14 protein-coding genes are annotated in these 17,161 nt (G+C 39.4%); 3 read left to right on the top strand and 11 right to left on the bottom strand.

The annotated features are described in order from the left end of the window. Nucleotides 1-19 precede the first annotated feature (19 nt). The 3 genes from ligD to ACFE6N_RS10320 all read right to left on the bottom strand — a co-directional run bounded on the left by ligD (nucleotide 20) and on the right by ACFE6N_RS10320 (nucleotide 4,221). A complete protein-coding gene (gene ligD / locus ACFE6N_RS10330) occupies nucleotides 20-2,716 on the bottom strand; it encodes a DNA ligase D (protein WP_378936161.1) in 2,697 nt (898 codons plus the stop codon). Nucleotides 2,717-2,728: 12 nt separating this feature from the next. Then, nucleotides 2,729-2,902, bottom strand: coding sequence for a DUF3606 domain-containing protein (locus ACFE6N_RS10325; RefSeq protein WP_090986851.1), 174 nt, complete (start codon nucleotides 2,900-2,902; stop codon nucleotides 2,729-2,731). 107 nt (nucleotides 2,903-3,009) lie between these two features. Then, nucleotides 3,010-4,221, bottom strand: coding sequence for a glycosyltransferase family 87 protein (locus tag ACFE6N_RS10320; RefSeq protein ID WP_378936159.1), 1,212 nt, complete (start codon nucleotides 4,219-4,221; stop codon nucleotides 3,010-3,012). A gap of 278 nt (nucleotides 4,222-4,499) precedes the next feature. Here ACFE6N_RS10320 and ACFE6N_RS10315 point away from each other — a divergent pair, with 278 nt between their 5' ends. Continuing rightward, nucleotides 4,500-4,721, top strand: coding sequence for a DUF1877 family protein (locus ACFE6N_RS10315; protein WP_090986855.1), 222 nt, complete (start codon nucleotides 4,500-4,502; stop codon nucleotides 4,719-4,721). Nucleotides 4,722-4,728: 7 nt separating this feature from the next. After that, nucleotides 4,729-4,926, top strand: a complete 198-nt coding sequence (locus tag ACFE6N_RS10310) for a hypothetical protein (protein WP_378936157.1) — start codon at nucleotides 4,729-4,731, stop codon at nucleotides 4,924-4,926. Here ACFE6N_RS10310 and ACFE6N_RS10305 read toward each other — a convergent pair. The 7 genes from ACFE6N_RS10305 to ACFE6N_RS10275 form a co-directional block, all read right to left on the bottom strand. Beyond that, nucleotides 4,918-6,063: a serine hydrolase domain-containing protein gene (locus ACFE6N_RS10305; RefSeq protein ID WP_378936155.1), complete on the bottom strand. Its 1,146-nt coding sequence runs from the start codon at nucleotides 6,061-6,063 to the stop codon at nucleotides 4,918-4,920. The two genes, ACFE6N_RS10310 and ACFE6N_RS10305, sit on opposite strands and share 9 nt — an antisense overlap. Before the next feature lie 64 nt (nucleotides 6,064-6,127). Further along, nucleotides 6,128-6,589 (bottom strand): VOC family protein, encoded by a 462-nt coding sequence (locus ACFE6N_RS10300; protein WP_378936153.1) that lies wholly within the window; start codon nucleotides 6,587-6,589, stop codon nucleotides 6,128-6,130. 596 nt (nucleotides 6,590-7,185) lie between these two features. Continuing rightward, the gene (locus tag ACFE6N_RS10295; protein ID WP_378936151.1) at nucleotides 7,186-8,016 is read right to left on the bottom strand and encodes an aldo/keto reductase; all 831 of its coding nucleotides are present in this window, start codon (nucleotides 8,014-8,016) and stop codon (nucleotides 7,186-7,188) included. A 446-nt stretch (nucleotides 8,017-8,462) separates the two neighbouring features. Beyond that, nucleotides 8,463-9,896 carry a TolC family protein gene (locus tag ACFE6N_RS10290; RefSeq protein WP_378936149.1) on the bottom strand — a complete coding sequence of 478 codons (1,434 nt, stop codon included), beginning with the start codon at nucleotides 9,894-9,896 and terminating at the stop codon, nucleotides 8,463-8,465. Then, a complete protein-coding gene (locus tag ACFE6N_RS10285; RefSeq protein WP_378936147.1) occupies nucleotides 9,889-13,059 on the bottom strand; it encodes an efflux RND transporter permease subunit in 3,171 nt (1,056 codons plus the stop codon). The genes ACFE6N_RS10290 and ACFE6N_RS10285 overlap by 8 nt, the downstream gene beginning before the upstream one ends. A 24-nt stretch (nucleotides 13,060-13,083) precedes the next feature. Continuing rightward, entirely contained in the window at nucleotides 13,084-14,166 is a 1,083-nt protein-coding gene (locus tag ACFE6N_RS10280) for an efflux RND transporter periplasmic adaptor subunit (RefSeq protein ID WP_378936145.1), read from the bottom strand. Between the two features lie 753 nt (nucleotides 14,167-14,919). Beyond that, complete coding sequence (locus ACFE6N_RS10275) at nucleotides 14,920-15,243, bottom strand: TfoX/Sxy family protein (RefSeq protein ID WP_090986868.1); 324 nt, start codon at nucleotides 15,241-15,243, stop codon at nucleotides 14,920-14,922. A 144-nt stretch (nucleotides 15,244-15,387) separates the two neighbouring features. Here ACFE6N_RS10275 and ACFE6N_RS10270 point away from each other — a divergent pair, with 144 nt between their 5' ends. Then, nucleotides 15,388-15,681, top strand: a complete 294-nt coding sequence (locus tag ACFE6N_RS10270) for a hypothetical protein (protein WP_378936143.1) — start codon at nucleotides 15,388-15,390, stop codon at nucleotides 15,679-15,681. Nucleotides 15,682-15,728: 47 nt separating this feature from the next. Here ACFE6N_RS10270 and ACFE6N_RS10265 read toward each other — a convergent pair whose 3' ends face one another. Next, nucleotides 15,729-17,147: a glycoside hydrolase family 28 protein gene (locus tag ACFE6N_RS10265; protein ID WP_378936141.1), complete on the bottom strand. Its 1,419-nt coding sequence runs from the start codon at nucleotides 17,145-17,147 to the stop codon at nucleotides 15,729-15,731. Nucleotides 17,148-17,161 lie beyond the last annotated feature (14 nt).

The raw sequence follows: 17,161 nt of genomic DNA, 5'->3' as shown, positions 1-17,161 counted from the left end.
AGCATTAAAGAAGCTACGCTTATCCAAAAACACTTTTAGCTTTCTCTACCGCCTTGATCAAATCTATTCCTTTGCCTAAAACGCCTTTAAAAAGGTCTCCTTCAACCTTTAGTCGATCAATGGCGTTAAAAATATTAAAATCTTTCATTTTCAAACCTGGCTTAACTTCATCCCAATGTAATGGCATTGATACCGTTGCACCAATTTTCGGACGTAAAGAATAAGGCCCGGCAATGGTTGCCCCTGGCCTGTTCTGTAAAAAATCGAGATACATTTTGCCTTTTCTGGCACTGATCATCCGCTCCAGGGAAGTATATTCGGGTATTTGCTGGTGTACCAGGTTCACCACTATTTTGGCAAACATCTGGCTTTGATCGTAACTGTATTTTGCATTTAACGGAATATAAATATGTATCCCGGTTGAGCCTGATGTTTTGCAATAACTGGGTACATCAATCGCGGCCAGTACCTTTTTGGTTTCCAACGCGGTTTCCACTACCTGATCGAAAGATTGTTTATCGGGATCTAAATCAATTACGCAATAATCGGGATGATCGGGGCTTTGTATCCTGCTAAACCAGGGATTCATTTCTATACAGCCTAAACTGGCCATCCAAAGCAAAGAAGCTTCATCTGTTCCAACCAGATATTCCTTTTTTTCACCGTCGCCATTTTCATAAGGGAAGGTTTTGGCCCAATCAGGTGCTTTCCCCTTTACATCTTTCTGGTAAAAACTTTTTCCATGTATGCCCCCAGGGAAACGGTTAAGCGACTGCGGACGGTCTTTCAGATAAGGCAAAATATATTCAGCAACCTGGTAATAATAATTAAACATATCTCTTTTCGTCACCTTATCTTCGGGCCAGTATATTTTACTCAGGTTGGTAAATTTAAGTTCATGCCCTTTAATTTTCCTTACCTGGGTTTCATCCTTTGGGTTTAACAAGGTCTTTGGTACTTTGCCTTCGGGTGCTTTAATTGCTTTTGCATGTGGGTTTTGGGTCTCTGCATCTTCCACTACTTTTTCGGTTGGCATTTCTACCTCCCTGACCACATCTTTGGCTTTTTTATCTTCGCGCATGCCCTGAAAGGAAGGATGACGGAAAACCCCATCATCTGTAACTTCAGCAAAAGCAACTTCGCACACCAGTTCGGGTTTTAACCAGGTGGCTTTTGCCTTTGGCGGATTGGGCCTGAAACGCGAGGGTTTATTTACATCAGGAATACTTTCGAAAGGACTCTTATCCACAATAATCGGCTTAAACTGCTCCATCATGGATTTTTGAAGCTTGTCTGAAAATCCAGTCCCCACTTTGCCTACATACTGCAGTTTTCCCTGTTCGTAAACGCCCAGTAGCAAAGAACTGAAAGATTTGCTGGTATCGGCATTTTTTGTAAAACCTGCAATAACCACTTCCTGCCTTTTATGTACCTTAATTTTAAGCCACTCTTTAGACCTGTAATTTGTGCTATAGGTGCTGTCTGTTTTTTTTGCGATGATCCCCTCCAGGCCCATCCTTTCGGCCGCATCAAAAAAATCAACGCCGCTTGCTTTAAAAACTTTTCCTAAACGTATCCGGTCATCGTTTGTGGGTAAAACCTCATTTAATATGGCCTGGCGCTGATAAAGTGGCAGTTCCATCAGGTTCTTGCCTTCATACCACAGGATATCAAACACATAAAAAACGAGTTCGCCATCTGCCTCGCTTCTCCAGTTCTGCAGTGAACCAAAATTAGATATGCCCTTATCATTTAACACCAAAATTTCGCCGTCAAGAACTGCGTTCAGTTTCCAGTCTGAAAGCAGATCGTAAATGGGATAAAATTTTTCGTTAAAGGATTTATTATTTCTGGATAACAGGTCAACCTTGCCTTTGTTAAGAAAGGCCATGGCACGGTAACCATCCCATTTTACCTCGTATTGCCAGTCGGGGTCATCAAACGGTTCGTTAACAAGGGTGGCCAGCATGGGCTTTATGCCCGTAGGGATAGCAGTTTTCGGCGCCTTTTTCAGAATGCTTTTAACATCTACGGTAACTTCATCACCAACGGATTTGGTTTCTTTCTTTACCTTTGGTTTCGGGATTTTTTTTTCCGTTTTCAAATCCTGCTCTTTTCCGGCTTTCCAAACTTTATCTGATGTTTTTTCCATCTTTTCGATTGTTTTACCAGACAGCACAGATTTATCTTCTTTGGTAATATCTTTCGTTGAAGCGTAGTCGTCTTTATGTTTGATCAATAGCCAGCCATTTTCGCCCATGCCATTTGTTTTAACAAGTGCAAATTCGCCTTGAAGTTTTTCTCCATTCAGCCTGATTTTTAAAGAACCATCATTTAACTGGCCCAGCAAATGTTTTTCCTGTGCTTTTTTGCCTTTAATGGCTTCTATCGGCTCATAAGTACCTTCATCCCATACAATAACGGTTCCGCCGCCATATTCGCCCTTTGGTATAATCCCCTCAAAATCTTTATAATCATAAGGGTGATCTTCTACCATCATGGCCAGGCGTTTAATTTTAGGATCGGTTGAAGGCCCCTTTGGTACCGCCCAGCTCTTTAAAACGCCCTCCATTTCGAGTCTGAAATCGTAATGCAACCTCGACGCGTCGTGTTTTTGAATGACGAAATGTAATTTATTCCGATCGCTGCTTTTACCCGATTTCGGTTCGGTAGTTTTGGAGAAATCGCGTTTGGAAACATACTTTTTCAGACTCATAGAATTAATGTTTTACTTTTTCAAATAATCTTCAACTGCACTGGCAGCGGTACCCACTGTTTCTACGGCGGCCTTGAGTTTATCTTTGCTCACACCAAATTTGTTAGACCAATAATCCAGCTCATAACCTTCATTAACATTGATCCTTGCGCGATCAGGGTTACCTGTTTTTTGTTTATCATCCATAACTGTTCTTGATTAGATGATTATAAAACAGCCCCATAACAAAAAAGGTTTTAACCTCCGTTTGTGCAAACAGCTGTTAAAACCTAAAAAAAACAAACATTTAAAATTTAATCTGCTAACGCAGTAACCATTTCAGGTTTTGTTTCTTCTGCATACCAGAAACTATTATAGGTCGCACTGTAAATAATCCTCAACCAAACCAGAAAATAAGGAAAGCTGATGATTGCCAGTGATAACGGATGCGATTTTGCGAATACCGGGAATAACAACAGCGGGAAATTACAGGTAATTAACAATAAAATGGGTAGTAGTATCCTTTTCATCACCTCATTCTTTTCTTTCACATACCATACACCTACCCCGATAATGGGAATGATAAAAGTGCAGTCTTCTGCACCTGTGCTAAACAATACCGGAAAAATCAGAACCGATGACAGGATCATTAACTGGAAGCGGCTTTTTTTGAAACGCGACAGGTTTATAAAAGGCAAACTGAATAATAATGCACCGAAGCTCAGAAATAGAAAGTTCGGTATATTCTTTTCATTAAAAAGTGCTCTGAAGAAACCCATAATGGAAATATCAATCCCCCCTCCCAGTACGTTTACCATATTTTTACTCATTAAAGAGTTTTTCCAATCTACATAACTGTGCAGCACATAACCTGGTGAAGCGATAAGCATTGGTAACAAAAATACAACCACCGACCATAAAAGCAACCACAACACAAAAGAGAGCTTATTTTTAGAAAAAAAGAAAAAAACCAGCCCCACAATGCCGTACAATTTAATAAAGGTACCCAGTATAATGCAAAGTGCAGACCATATTCCTTTATCTTTATTGAGCAGGGTATAACTTAATACCATTAATGCCCCCGCACCGGCATTAAACTGCTGATTGAGCATCGACTCTATTAAACAGGGAATAGCGATATAACCTACAGCTATTTTTTGATCTTCGGTTAAGGGCAAGGTTTGCACGGCCTTAAAAAGGAAGAAGCAATTAAACAGGTTCCATAACAATAATCCTATCCAATTATGAAAAATGGCAAATGGAGCAATCAACACACTAAAAACAGGGCCATAGTGATTGGAATCATCATGGTAAGCCGGATAATTTGCATAGAGTGAACGCTCATGCAGTAGGTTTCTGAATGTATTTTCGAAAATCAGATAATTATTGTAACGGTGTGTTATCCAGGAATCTATTACAAAAACAAGGGTAATCAGCACCCAGATAAACAACACAAAACGATTGTCTTGATAGAACTTACGACCTGAAGGCAAACTTTGATTGCTGGCTAGAAAATAATTTAGCATTTGTAAAAAATATATTACAATACAATTATAAAAACGAAAATCGACAAAACCTAATGTTTTTATGAATGAAAGTGATGCGGGTTAAATGCAAAAAAATTACTACACGGGTAATGATGCATTAAAATCTGACTTTTTATTAGAAAAAATCGTGGTTTGACCTATAATTTAAACAGAACCTGTTATTATACCATATTTCTGAGAATTTACTGACAAAACTTTAAAACCAAATGGAATTTTGCCTGTTTAAACAAAATGATTACTAACCAAAATTTATAGACATGGAATATCAAGTTAATTCGATGAATGCCAGGAAAGAATTTATCGAAATCGCAGATGAGCAGGATCGCAATTACTGGGCCGCAAGATTAGGCATCAGTACTGAAAAGCTTAAATCAGCCGTAAAAGCATTACACAGCATGGAATTTTCAAAACTGAAGGAACATTTCATGATGGAAAAAATTAAATCCGGAAGTACCTATCAGCGTTTTGTAAATCAATAACCGATATATGAATAACAACAATGAAAGCAAAAATATGGTAGCGGTTAAGCAAACCATTACCGAATATGCGCACCTGATTGATCTTCCACCCGTTAAAGGTGTTTTAAACCGGAAAATTAAAGGTAATAACTTAAGCCATCCAAATGCCGGCATCAGAACGTTATCGGTATTTTTTCATAAAAATGGATTGTCTAACTTACTTTAGGTAATTAAAGAACGATTGGTACAGGCTGTTTATAGCGGCACGGCTAAAGTCGGGTAATCCGTCTGTATAAGTCGCATTTATTCCATTAGTAATGATCACAAATCCAAATTTATGTTTAGGATTAAAAAACATTGTACTGTGTAAACCATAGGCTGAGCCGGTATGCCCTTTTAGCTTAACTCCCGGTATCAAATCATCTGCAGTCCTGATGGCCAAACCATAGCCCTCATCAGCACTTAGCGCCGTTTGCATTATTTTCGCACTTTTTCTGTTTATTATTTTCACGCCATCTGATGTTCCGTAGTTCATGTGCATGATCATATATCTGGCCAAATCATGAGCAGAAATTTTCATTCCGCCGGTTGGCGAAAAAATAGGTGTAGTGTAGCCCATTACATAATTGGCAATCTCGGTTCGCCTCGGCGCATAAGCATTTGATGACAGTGTATAACTTTTACTATCAGGATGGTATTCATACAGTTTTACAAAACGTGTACTATCTAACGAATCAACACAATACCCTGCATAAAGATCCAACGGCTTTATGATATGTTGTTTTATATAGTTATCAAAACGTTCACCAGATATTTTTTCGATAACAGCACCAATCATATTAAAGTTAAGGTTACAATAATCAAATTTGCTTCCAGGGGCATAATCATTATAACATTTGGCCCAGTCTGGATTTTTATCAGGATTGATCACATCGAAATTTAAATATCCCTGCGAATCGTTTAAACCGGAAGTATGTGATAATGCCATTTTTAAGGTAATTTTCTGATCGGGAAATTTTGGGTTCCTGACTTTAAAACCCACCAGATCTCCAAAATCATCATCGAGCGAAATTTTACCTGCCTCTACCAGCTGCATGATGGCAGTTGCCGAAAAAGATTTGGAAATGGATGCAATCCTGAAAATATCCTGGTTGTTTAATGGGATCTGATGCTCCAGATCCTTTAAACCGAAAGAGTGGTTATAAATTATCCGGCCATTTTTTACCACAGCTACTGAAGCCCCAACTGCATTATATTTTTCCATTACCGATTTAAAATCTGCTTCAGCTTTTTCCTGCTGTGCCTGAACTGCTGAGCTTAACCCAACGATTAGTAGTAGTAAATAAAAGTATTTATATTTCATAAGCTTGCAGGGTAAGATGAACATAGATCGTATAGTAGAAAAAGTTCTGAAGTATTTCAGGAAATTATTTGTCGTCATTTACCTCCAGCCAGTGGCCATCCGGATCTTTGAAATAAATCTGTTTTACACCATCAACGCGAAGCGTAATGCCTTTTTCTTTTCCGGCCCAATCTTCAAAGCTGATGTTTTTGGCGTTTAGTTTTGCTATAAAATCATCAATTGATGGAACGCTGAAACATAAGTGTCCGTTTTTGTCGAAAGTTTCATTGCCTTTTGCGCCCTGTATCAGATGAAGCTGTCCGGCAGGCCCTAAGGTAAACCAGGTATGCCGATTATCTTTAAAAGGTTCAGGAATTATTTTAAGGTTAAATACACTTTGGTAAAAAGTAGTGGCTTTGCCCAGATCTGACACATAAACAGCGATGTGATTTAAAATAGCGGGGGTGTTTTCGGTTTTATTTTGGGCCATGGTTTTTTGAAAAATAATAGACAATAGCATGCCAGCGGTCAGGATGATTTGTTTCATGCCTAAATATCACACTTAAATGCGAATATTGGTAATTTAAGTGCTTGCGTCATGGCTTATTTACAAATGAAAAGGTTTTATCAGTGTCAGCTGGTAATAGCAGACACCACGGAAAAAATATGATGTAAAAAACCAGTCACTTAGATAGATTTCTACATCATAAATTTCCCTCAGAAAGCCACATTTTAATAAAAAAGGTCTTAGCGAGACGCTAAGACCAGAAAAGAATATTGGTAATTTAAGTGCTTGCTTCATGGCTTATTTACAAATGAAAAGGTTTTATCAGTGTCAGCTGGTAACAGCAGACACCACGGAAAAAATATGATGTAAAAAACCTGTCGCTGGTTGATCTCTACATCATAAATTTTCCTCAGAAAGACCCATTTTAATAAAAAAGGTCTTAGCGAGACGCTAAGACCAGAAAAGAATATCGGTAATTTAAGTGCTTGCGTCATGGCTTATTTACAAATGAAAGGGTTTTATCAGTGTCAGCTGGTAACAGCAGACACCACAGAAAAAAGGTCTTAGCGAGACGCTAAGACCAGATCATTCTAACAAGGTAAAAAAGATTCGTCGCTGCGCTCAGAATGACAATGTTAATTTGCCAAACTTTCAAATTCTTCCTGAGTCAATTCAATTTCTGCAGCTTTTAAATTTTCTTTTAAATGTTCTACAGATTTTGTTCCGGGAATTAAAAGGATATTTGATGATCTTTTTAACAACCAGGCCAGAGCAATCTGAGCAGTAGTGGCTTTATGTTTTTCGGCAATCGCTTTGATTTTATCTGCTAATTTATGCGGACCAGAAGCTAAAGGGAACCATGGGATAAAGGCCAGACCTTGTTCTGCAGTAAAATCTAAAACACGCTCCCATTGCCTGTTGCCAAGGTTGTATAAATTTTGAACAGAAACTACAGGAAGAATATCCTGAACCTGCTTAATCTGATCAATGGTTACTTCTGATAAACCCACATGTTTTATTTTACCTTCCTTTACCGCTTCTGCCACCGGAGCCAGGGTTTTGGCAACCTCAATATTCGGATCAATGCGATGCAGCTGCCATAAGTCGATTGAATCTACTTTTAAGCGTTGCAAACTGCCTTCAATATCCTGTCTGATTTTTTCAGGTGTTCCATTAGGTACCCATTTATTAGGGCCTGGGCGGTCGAAGCCACCTTTGGTAGCAATAAAAAGGTCTTTTTGAAAAGGTGATAAGGCATCTGCAATAAGCGATTCATTAAACTTCGGCCCGTAAGCTTCTGCTGTATCAATAAAATTAACGCCATTTGCTACTGCTTCGCGCAAAACGGTTATTGCATTTTCGCGCTCTGCTACTTCTCCAAAAACACCGTTACCCGTTAACTGCATGGCGCCATAACCTAAACGGTTAACCTCTAACCCGCCAAATTTAAATGTTGTTTTTCCCATTTTATTTCAGATATAATGATAAATTCTACGATAAAGATAACCACAGGTAAATCGCATTGTTTTCCAAACGAATTTTATGATAAATAAATGAGGAACTGATGTACTCACTAAACTAATACGTGTCAGATGGTAACATCTGACACCACTGGTATGATAAATAAATGAGGAACTGATATAATAACTAAACTAATAGGTGTCAGATGGTAACATCTGAAACCACTGATAAAAAAGGTCTTAGCGGGACGCTAAGACCAGAAAAAGTTCAGGTTAATACGTGTCAGATGGTAACATCTGACACCACTACTAAAAAAAGGTCTTAGCGGGACGCTAAGACAGAAAGAGAAGCTAAGGCCAGAAAAGAAAAAGGCTGCTCCGGATTTAGGAACAGCCTTACAGAATATAAGGATTACTTTACTATGTTTTATGGTTTTCCAGGCTGGTGCTGCCTATTTCCAGCCGCCGCCAAGTGCCTGGTAAATATCTACTACCGCATTTAATTGTTGTTTTTTGGTTTCAATCAGCTCCAATTTTGATTGTAAAGCATCACGCTGGGTCATCAATACTTCAAAATAATCAGCTCGCGCCGCTTTAAACAAATCGTTCGAAATATCGATGGATTGTGTAAGGGCGGTAACCTGTTTGGATTTGAGATCGTAGCTTTTTTGCAGGTTGCTGATTTTCGACAGCTGGTTGGCTACTTCAATGTAACCGTTTAGAATGGCTTTTTCATAATCAAAAACAGCTTGTAATTGTTTTGCATTTGCAGAAGCGTATTCCGCCTTGATGGCGTTTCTATTGATCAGCGGTCCGGCCAGATCTCCTGCCAGCGAATAAATCAGAGATTCTGGTGTTCTCAATAAGTAAGAAGGATTAAAAGCCTGATAACCGATGGCCGCAGAAATTCCCAGTGAAGGATAAAACTGGGCCTTAGCCACTTTTACATCCAATTTAGCCGCTTCAAGCTCATACTCTGCTTGTTTAATATCAGGGCGATTGGCCAGCAATTGCGCTGGTAAACCCGCGTGTACGGTTGCCGGTACCAGATCAGTAAAGTTGGATTTATCCCTGATAATGGGCTGAGGGAAGCGGCCTAAAAGAAAATTAATTTTATTCTCGTTTTCAATAATATCCTGTTGAATATCGAATTCTAAACTTTTTGAGCTTAATACCTCTGCCTCAAATTTACGTACAGCAAGTTCATTAACCCTTGTAGCCTGTTTCTGGATTTTCATCAACTCCAGCGCATTGCTTTGAAGCTCGATGTTTTTCCTTACTGTTTCCAATTGATTATCAGATGCCAGTAATTCATAGTATGAATTTGCGACTTCAGCAATTAAATTGGTGATTACAAAGTTCTTACCTTCTACCGTAGACAGGTAATGATTAATCGCTGCTTTTTTAGCATTACGCAGTTTATGCCAGATGTCTGCTTCCCAATTGGCCTGTAGACCAAAACGATAATCAGGCAATACTTCCGGCACACCTTTGCCCGGTGTAATTTCTGTAGAAGCATCGCCCGCACCTGAACTGGTATAACGGCCAACTTTATCCAAACCTGCTCCTGCACCATAGGTTACATTCGGCAAAAGTTCACCTTTTTTGGCCTTTATTTCATTTTTGGCTATTTCAATGTCCTGAAGGGTAATATTCAGCTCCTGGTTATTCTTCAGTGCAGTATCAATCAGGTTAATCAGGTTTGGGTCTGTAAAAAAGTTACGCCACTGTATACTGGCAGAACTCAGGGTATCCTGCGAGCCGTTAAAGCTCACAGGTGTATTTTTATTTTCTGCACGTTGGGCTACTTCTGGTAGCTTACAGGCGGTATATGCAGCGCATATTAATGCCAGTCCAAGGCCTTTATATAATTTATTCTTAAACATTATTCTCAATTTCTTCAGTTAACGGATGTTCTTCCTCAATTTTGATCAGCTTGTGTTTTGCTGCAATTGATCCGAATATATAATATAAGCCAGGGATCACGATTACCCCGAAAATGGTACCGAAAAGCATACCGCCTGCAGCGGCAGAACCAATGGTACGGTTACCGATTTTACCCGGACCGGTTGCAATCATCAGCGGAATCAGACCGGCAATAAAGGCAAAAGAAGTCATTAAAATCGGGCGGAAACGCACGCTTGCCCCTTCCATTGCCGCTTTAAGTACTGATAACCCCTGACTTTGGCGCTGTGTGGCAAATTCCACAATCAATACCGCATTTTTACCAAGTAAACCAATTAACATGACCATGGCTACCTGGGCGTAGATATTGTTTTCCAAACCCAATAACTTAAGGAACAGGAATGCACCAAAAATACCAGCAGGTAAAGAAAGGATTACGGAAAGCGGCAGGATGAAACTTTCATATTGTGCAGCCAATACCAGGTAAACGAAACCTAAACAGATCAGGAAAATATAAATGGCACCATTGCCCCTTGATACCTGGTCTTTTGAGATACCTGCCCAGTCGATACCAAAGCCCCTTGGCAAGGTTTTCTGTGCTACCTCTGTAATAGCCTCTATGGCCTGACCGGAACTATAACCTGGCGCTGCCTGTCCGCTGATTTCAGAAGCATTGTACATATTGTGACGGGTAATCTCAGAAAGGCCATAAACCCTTCTCATTTTGATAAATGCTGATAAAGGCACCATTTCATCACGGCTGTTTTTAACCGAAAGTTTCAAAATGTCTTCTGGTAAAGCGCGATATTGAGGTAATGCCTGTACAATTACCTTATATTGACGATCGTACTTGATAAAGCTGGTTTCGTAATCACTACCTACAAAAGTAGACAAGGTATTCATCGCATTATCAATGCTTACGCCCTTTTGTTGCGCAATATCGTTATCCACATCCAACATGTATTGCGGGAAACTGGCGCTATAGAAGGTAAATACAGATGATAACTCTTTGCGTTTATTTAATTCCCGCACAAAATCATTGGCAACGGTTTCCATTTTTTTGTAATCACCACTACCTGCTTTATCGAGTAAACGAAGTTCGAAACCACCTGCAGCACCATAACCAGGAACCGCTGGTGGCTGGAAAAATTCGATATTTGCGCCAGGGATAGATTTTGATTTTTCTTCTAATTCCTGAATGATTTCTTGTGCAGAGTGCTTACGTTCGCTCCAGTCTTTAAGGTTAATTAAACAGGTACCCGAGTTAGATCCTGTACCTTCACTAAGGATTTCGTATCCGGCCAAAGATGAAACAGATTTAACGCCATCAACATGTTCGCTGATTTTTTGAAATCTCTCTGCAATCTGGTCGGTACGCTCCAAGGTAGATCCCGGAGGGGTTTGGATAATGGCATAAACCATACCCTGATCTTCGTTAGGGATAAAACCTGATGGTACACTTCCACTTAGTGCCCAAATACCCAAACAAAAGGCAATTAATACTCCAAAAGTTAACAATCTGCGGCTTACTACCCTACTCAATACCCATTCGTACCTGCCTGATAATTTAGCAAAACCGCGGTTAAAACCATCCAGAAAACGATCGATTATTGTTTTCTTTTTAGGGGCATCATGATTATTTTTTAGCATAATGGCACATAATGCAGGTGTAAGCGTTAAAGCTACAATACCTGAAAGAATAATTGCCGTTGCCATGGTGATGGAGAACTGACGGTAAAAAATACCCACAGGACCAGACATAAACGCTACCGGGATAAATACCGAGGCCATTAAGAAAGTAATGGCGATAATGGCACCACCGATCTCTTTCATGGCTAACTGCGTAGCTTTTAATACCGATAAATGCTTATCGTGTTCCATCTTGGCATGCACGGCTTCAATTACCACAATCGCATCATCTACTACTACCCCAATGGCGAGTACCAATGCAAAAAGGGTGATTAAGTTAAGTGTGATACCAAAGAACTGCATAAATACGAACGTTCCGATTAAGGATACGGGTACAGCAATGGCTGGAATAAGCGTTGAACGCCAGTCGCCAAGGAACAGGAATACCACCAAACCCACCAGGATAAACGCTTCTACCAAGGTATGGATTACCTTCTCAATAGATGCATCAAGGAATTTGGAAACGTCGTAACTGATCTCGTAATCTAAACCTTTTGGAAATGAAGCGGCCTTAATTTCGGCCATTTTGGCCTTCACATCTTTAATTACCTGGCTGGCATTACTACCATAAGATTGTTTTAAAACAATGGCAGCAGATGCTTTTCCATTTAAGGTGGAATATAAATTATAGGCCGAAGCACTAAAATCTACATCGGCTATATCTTTTAAGTGAAGCAATTCGCCATCAGGTGTAGCCCTTACCACAATGTTTTCGTAGCCCTCTTTGGTATTGAAACGACCTGAATATTTTAGTACATATTCGAAAGCTTGCGAGCGTTTACCTGAACTCTCACCTGTTTTACCGGGCGAAGCTTCTAAACTTTGCTCTTCAAGACCTTTCATTACATCATCAACTGAGATTTTGTAAGCCTGCATACGGTCGGGTTTTAACCAGATCCGCATGGCATAATCCCTGTCGCCCAGAATATCGGCAAAACCTACCCCATCAACCCTCTTAAGTTCCGAAAGCAGGTTGATATCGGCATAGTTGTACAGGAAATTCTGGTTCATTTTAGGATCCTTGCTATACAGGTTGATATACATCAACATGTTAGGTTCTTCACGCGTGATTTTTACCCCCTCGCGGATTACCAAAGGCGGAAGTTTATTGGTCACGGCAGCTACACGGTTTTGTACATTAAGTGAAGCCTGATTGGGATCGGTACCTAGGTTAAATACCACCTGTACAGATGCCTCACCATCATTACCTGCATTAGATGCAATATATTTCATGCCGGGTACACCGTTAAGTGCACGCTCAAGCGGAATTACTACAGATTTAATCAGCAGTTCGTTATTTGCTCCCGGATAATCAGCAGTGATATTTACTTTGGGAGGAGATATGGTTGGAAATTGTGTAACAGGCAGGTAGCTAATGGCCAACACCCCCAAAAACACAATTACCAGTGATATTACGATAGAAAGGACAGGCCTTTGTATGAATTTACTAAACATAAATTAAGTATAGAGGGGTTTAGATTATTCTGTTTTCAATCTCAATTGTTTCAACACTTCCTGAGGTTGCTGGAATTTAAAAGCAATTTTATCATCATCCTTAACTTTTTGTACGCCTTCAAGCAGAATCTTGTCATCAACGGTAATGCCATCGCCCACAATGTATAAGTCAGGCAGATCTCCGGCAATGGTAATGGCCCTGGAGTGTACCTTATTGTTTTTATCAACCACAAAAACATAAGTTTTGTCCTGTATATCGTATGTAGCCTTTTGCGGAATAATGATGGCATTTTTTAGTGGTACAACCATATGAACCTTACCTGTCTCGCCGTTTCTAAGCAGGTTATCGCTGTTGTTGAACCTTGCCCTGAAAGCAATATTTCCGGTTTCGTTATCAAATTCGCTTTCAATAACTTCTACTTTACCTTTCGCTTTAAGAAATTCGCCGTTTGCCAATAATAAACTCACTTCTTGCTGACCTTTTGCTTTTGCAGCACTCTGGTAGTTTAAATATTCAGGTTCTGACACATTGAAATATGCAAAAACCTGGCTATTGTCTGACAGGCTGGTTAATAAAGTCCCCTCATCAACCAAACTTCCCAATTTTAAAGGGATACGATCGATCGTACCATCGAAAGGTGCCCTGATTTCGGTATTAGACAGGTGGAATTTCGCCAGAGAAGTTTCGGCGTTTGCCGATTGCAGCTTTGCTTTGGCCATGGCCAGCTCATTTTTGGAAACGATATTTTTATCTGAAAGTAATTTGGTGTTTTCCAGTTCAATTTGAGCCGATTTGGTTTCTGCCTGTGCCTTTAACAATTCAGATTGTGCTGCTTTAGGCATAATTTTGAACAACAACTGGCCTGCTTTTACATGCTGGCCTTCATCTACATAAATATTTTGGAGATAACCCTTTTCCTGGGCCCTAACTTCGATATTCCGAACAGATTTGATCTGCGAAACATATTCTTTGGTAAAGGAAGTGTCCATTCGTACGGGGGAAGTTACCGCGTAAGTGGCTACTTCTTCTTTTTCTTCTTTCTTCGAGGTGCAACTTGTTGCGTAAAGCAAAGTAAACAAGCCTAAGCACATGAGAACTCTTTTCATTTTTTTGGAGTGGTTTTAATCTGATTTATTTTTTCTCTAATTAGTTTCCGTGCGTAACCATTTATTTATGAAAAGCATTCCACAACCGGTTTATAGATGCTTTTTTGATTTCAATAAATGATGGTTACGCAATGATTTAATTCGATAGCGAAATAAATACAGTTTTATGAAGTTATAATGAAGTTGAACTTCAGGTTTAGGCAGGAAAAATTGTATTTAGAAACAGAAATACAGGATTTTAAACTATATTTTAAATCGGTTTACTTCCTGTAAACACCTTGATTTCAACCAAAAAGCACTATATGAATGATGTTTTTTATTTTTTAAAGCATGAAATAACGTCTTTTTTTTCGTTGTATTTGCGTGTAAGGACAGGTGAAGGGTTTTTGCCATCACCTTGATTATATCAGTAATGGCCGCTAAAAAAGACAATATATCCTTAACCTTTACAGAACAGTATATTTACATTAAAGCGTTATTTTGGTGCAAAGAAAACCAGCCATTTTTTGTTTGATAATCAGATTAAAGCGGCATAATATGGAAAACGAAATACAATCTGACAGGGACATCCAATGCGAATTCCTTAATATTTTTAAATTTATATGGGCAGCTTGTGGCATAGCGCCGTTAGGTGAAATTTCTGCTGGTTCTGAACCAGAAATGCAAATTCTTAATTTACACAAATAGTTTCTTTGGCTAGCCGTCCATAAAAAATAAGTACAGGAACACTTTTTTAATCCTGCATTCATCTCCTTATTTCTTTTTTCTGGGTTTGGGCTCAGGCAGTTCAGCAACCGTGATAGCTACGAGTTTTTGCAACCAATCGCGGTCTTCCAGCTGCTCTTCAATTAGAAATTGATTTTTTGCGCCCGGATAAGGCGGCGCTTCTACTACATCACTGATATATGCTTTCCCTGATTGCGTTGGTTTAACAAATAATTTGTTATCACATACGAGTGCAAACAATTTATCATCAAAATACAAGCCATATTCGCCAAACATTTTTTTACAGGTAATCTGCCCTGCATAACCGACCTGATCGATTATAAAATCTACAAATTTCTGATCTGATGCCATTTTTAAATTGATTTGACTTGAACTTGCGGTAAAGTTAGACTATTCTTTTCATTCTGATTTGCTTTAACTGGCTTAATCGCTAAATTTGTCGCCCAAACAACCAGCTGCTGCTAAAGTAAGCTGACGTTTTAAGTAAAGAATAAAATGGAAGAAAATGATTTTGTTTCGATCTGGTTGCAAGAAACCGGAAATCCTGCGATTGAAAAATTAACGCAGTTAAACCTTGCTGTTGCCCAAAAAACCATAGCAATGCTTGCTGCAAAGGGTTCAACAGAAAACAACCTGGCTTCCATATTGGATATTAATCCCGATGAAATCAATCGCTGGTTAACCGGCAGGCATGTTTTCAGTGTTAAAACCATCGGCGAAATCAATAACGCATTGATTGAAATTGCCATGGATAACGAGCAGCCAATAACAGATCAATCTACACTTTAAACAGCAGTACCTGGTTCGTTAAAGCGCAACCAAGGTATTAAAATCTCTTACTTTTCAACGGTGGTTTCGCTAAAATTAACTGTTTTAAGCTTAGTTACATTCTTTTTTTCCAGGGCCTTACCTGCATAGGCTGGTTTATTTTTACCCCAAACTACATTACTGTTCTGCAAACTGATGTATCCTGTATTTTCGAAATAAAATCCTGCAACCGCACTTTTAACCAGTCCTTCAACATTGCTGGGTCTGCGATCATATACTCCCCCTGCTTCATTAGTTGTTTTATCGAGATAAACACTCACCTGGTCAAAATAGATTTCAGAAATTTTATCCGGGCTTTCGCCGCTGATGTAAACACCGCTTTCTCCTGTACACCTGATGTTACTGAAATAAATGTTCTTAACCGCACCCACCTTACCTTTGGTCTGGCCCTTTGGTAAACGCCAGCCAGCGTCTTTATTATTGCTCGTTGCTCTTGGATAAGCGGTGATATAAATCGGTTCTGCCTTGCCCCACCATACATCTGAGAACAATTTCGACTCGATAAACAGGTTTGAAAAAACCACATTGTCCACGGTTCCCTCGTCACGATTCTGAATTCCAATACCTCGGTTGCTCTTTCTGATATTACAATTATTAATGAGTACATTACTGATCCGGTCCATATTTTCAGAACCTATTTTGATGGCACACGAGCTGGAGGTCATGGTACAGTTGCTAATCACAATGTTTTCGCACGCACCATATTCTTCAAACTCGCGCCTGTTTTTTAAACAAATACAGTCATCACCTGATTCTATGAAACAATTGGTAATCCGTACATTTTTACTGTGATCCAGGTCAATACCATCACTATTACGGATTTTTATGCTGTTCAGCAATGTGATATTTGATATGGAAACATCATTACAGCCCACCAAATGAACCGTCCAGTAAGCAGAATTTTGAAAAGTTACTCCATCTATATTCAGTTTATTACAACCGGTTAGTGTAAGCAAATGTGGTCTCGGATCCACAATATTAAAAGGTTTTAAAACATACGAGTCACTTAATTCCTCCCCCATAAACGAAATCCCATTCCCATCAATTACCCCTGTTCCGGTAATACTTACCTGTTCCAGCTTTTCTCCACCTATCCAAATGGTGCCTTCGCCCTTATTCTCCCTAAAAGCACTTTGAGTATATAATGTTTCATCAGGGCTGGCTAAGATTTTTGCCCCGCCTTCTACCCTTAATTCAACAAAAGATTTCAGATTAAAAGGACCTGCTAAAAACACATTTCCGGCAGGTACAATAACCTGGCCGCCTCCTGCCGCCGAACAGGCATTAATGGCTTTCTGGATAGCAGCGGCATCATCGGTTTTGCCATCGCCCACTGCACCATAATTCTTAATATTATATAATTTATTCTGGGCCATCCCACTGAAAGAAATCAGCAGCGCAAAAAACAGTAAAGGTCTAATCTTCATTTTCAAATCGTTAT

It is taken from the genome of Pedobacter sp. BG31 (genome assembly GCF_042464845.1).
Taxonomy (GTDB): Bacteria; Bacteroidota; Bacteroidia; order Sphingobacteriales; family Sphingobacteriaceae; genus Pedobacter; species Pedobacter suwonensis.
Note: the sequence above shows the minus strand (reverse complement) of the source record. Positions and strands in the feature narration are given on the sequence as shown.

Bases quoted from the DNA above. Each gene is read 5' to 3' on its own strand.
- ACFE6N_RS10305 (WP_378936155.1), bottom strand. From the start codon at position 6,063: ATGAAATATAAATACTTTTATTTACTACTACTAATCGTTGGGTTAAGC.
- ligD (WP_378936161.1), bottom strand. From the start codon at position 2,716: ATGAGTCTGAAAAAGTATGTTTCCAAACGCGATTTCTCCAAAACTACC.
- ACFE6N_RS10300 (WP_378936153.1), bottom strand. From the start codon at position 6,589: ATGAAACAAATCATCCTGACCGCTGGCATGCTATTGTCTATTATTTTT.
- ACFE6N_RS10320 (WP_378936159.1), bottom strand. From the start codon at position 4,221: ATGCTAAATTATTTTCTAGCCAGCAATCAAAGTTTGCCTTCAGGTCGT.
- ACFE6N_RS10315 (WP_090986855.1), top strand. From the start codon at position 4,500: ATGGAATATCAAGTTAATTCGATGAATGCCAGGAAAGAATTTATCGAA.
- ACFE6N_RS10275 (WP_090986868.1), bottom strand. From the start codon at position 15,243: ATGGCATCAGATCAGAAATTTGTAGATTTTATAATCGATCAGGTCGGT.
- ACFE6N_RS10270 (WP_378936143.1), top strand. From the start codon at position 15,388: ATGGAAGAAAATGATTTTGTTTCGATCTGGTTGCAAGAAACCGGAAAT.
- ACFE6N_RS10290 (WP_378936149.1), bottom strand. From the start codon at position 9,896: ATGTTTAAGAATAAATTATATAAAGGCCTTGGACTGGCATTAATATGC.
- ACFE6N_RS10310 (WP_378936157.1), top strand. From the start codon at position 4,729: ATGAATAACAACAATGAAAGCAAAAATATGGTAGCGGTTAAGCAAACC.
- ACFE6N_RS10295 (WP_378936151.1), bottom strand. From the start codon at position 8,016: ATGGGAAAAACAACATTTAAATTTGGCGGGTTAGAGGTTAACCGTTTA.
- ACFE6N_RS10280 (WP_378936145.1), bottom strand. From the start codon at position 14,166: ATGAAAAGAGTTCTCATGTGCTTAGGCTTGTTTACTTTGCTTTACGCA.
- ACFE6N_RS10325 (WP_090986851.1), bottom strand. From the start codon at position 2,902: ATGGATGATAAACAAAAAACAGGTAACCCTGATCGCGCAAGGATCAAT.
- ACFE6N_RS10265 (WP_378936141.1), bottom strand. From the start codon at position 17,147: ATGAAGATTAGACCTTTACTGTTTTTTGCGCTGCTGATTTCTTTCAGT.
- ACFE6N_RS10285 (WP_378936147.1), bottom strand. From the start codon at position 13,059: ATGTTTAGTAAATTCATACAAAGGCCTGTCCTTTCTATCGTAATATCA.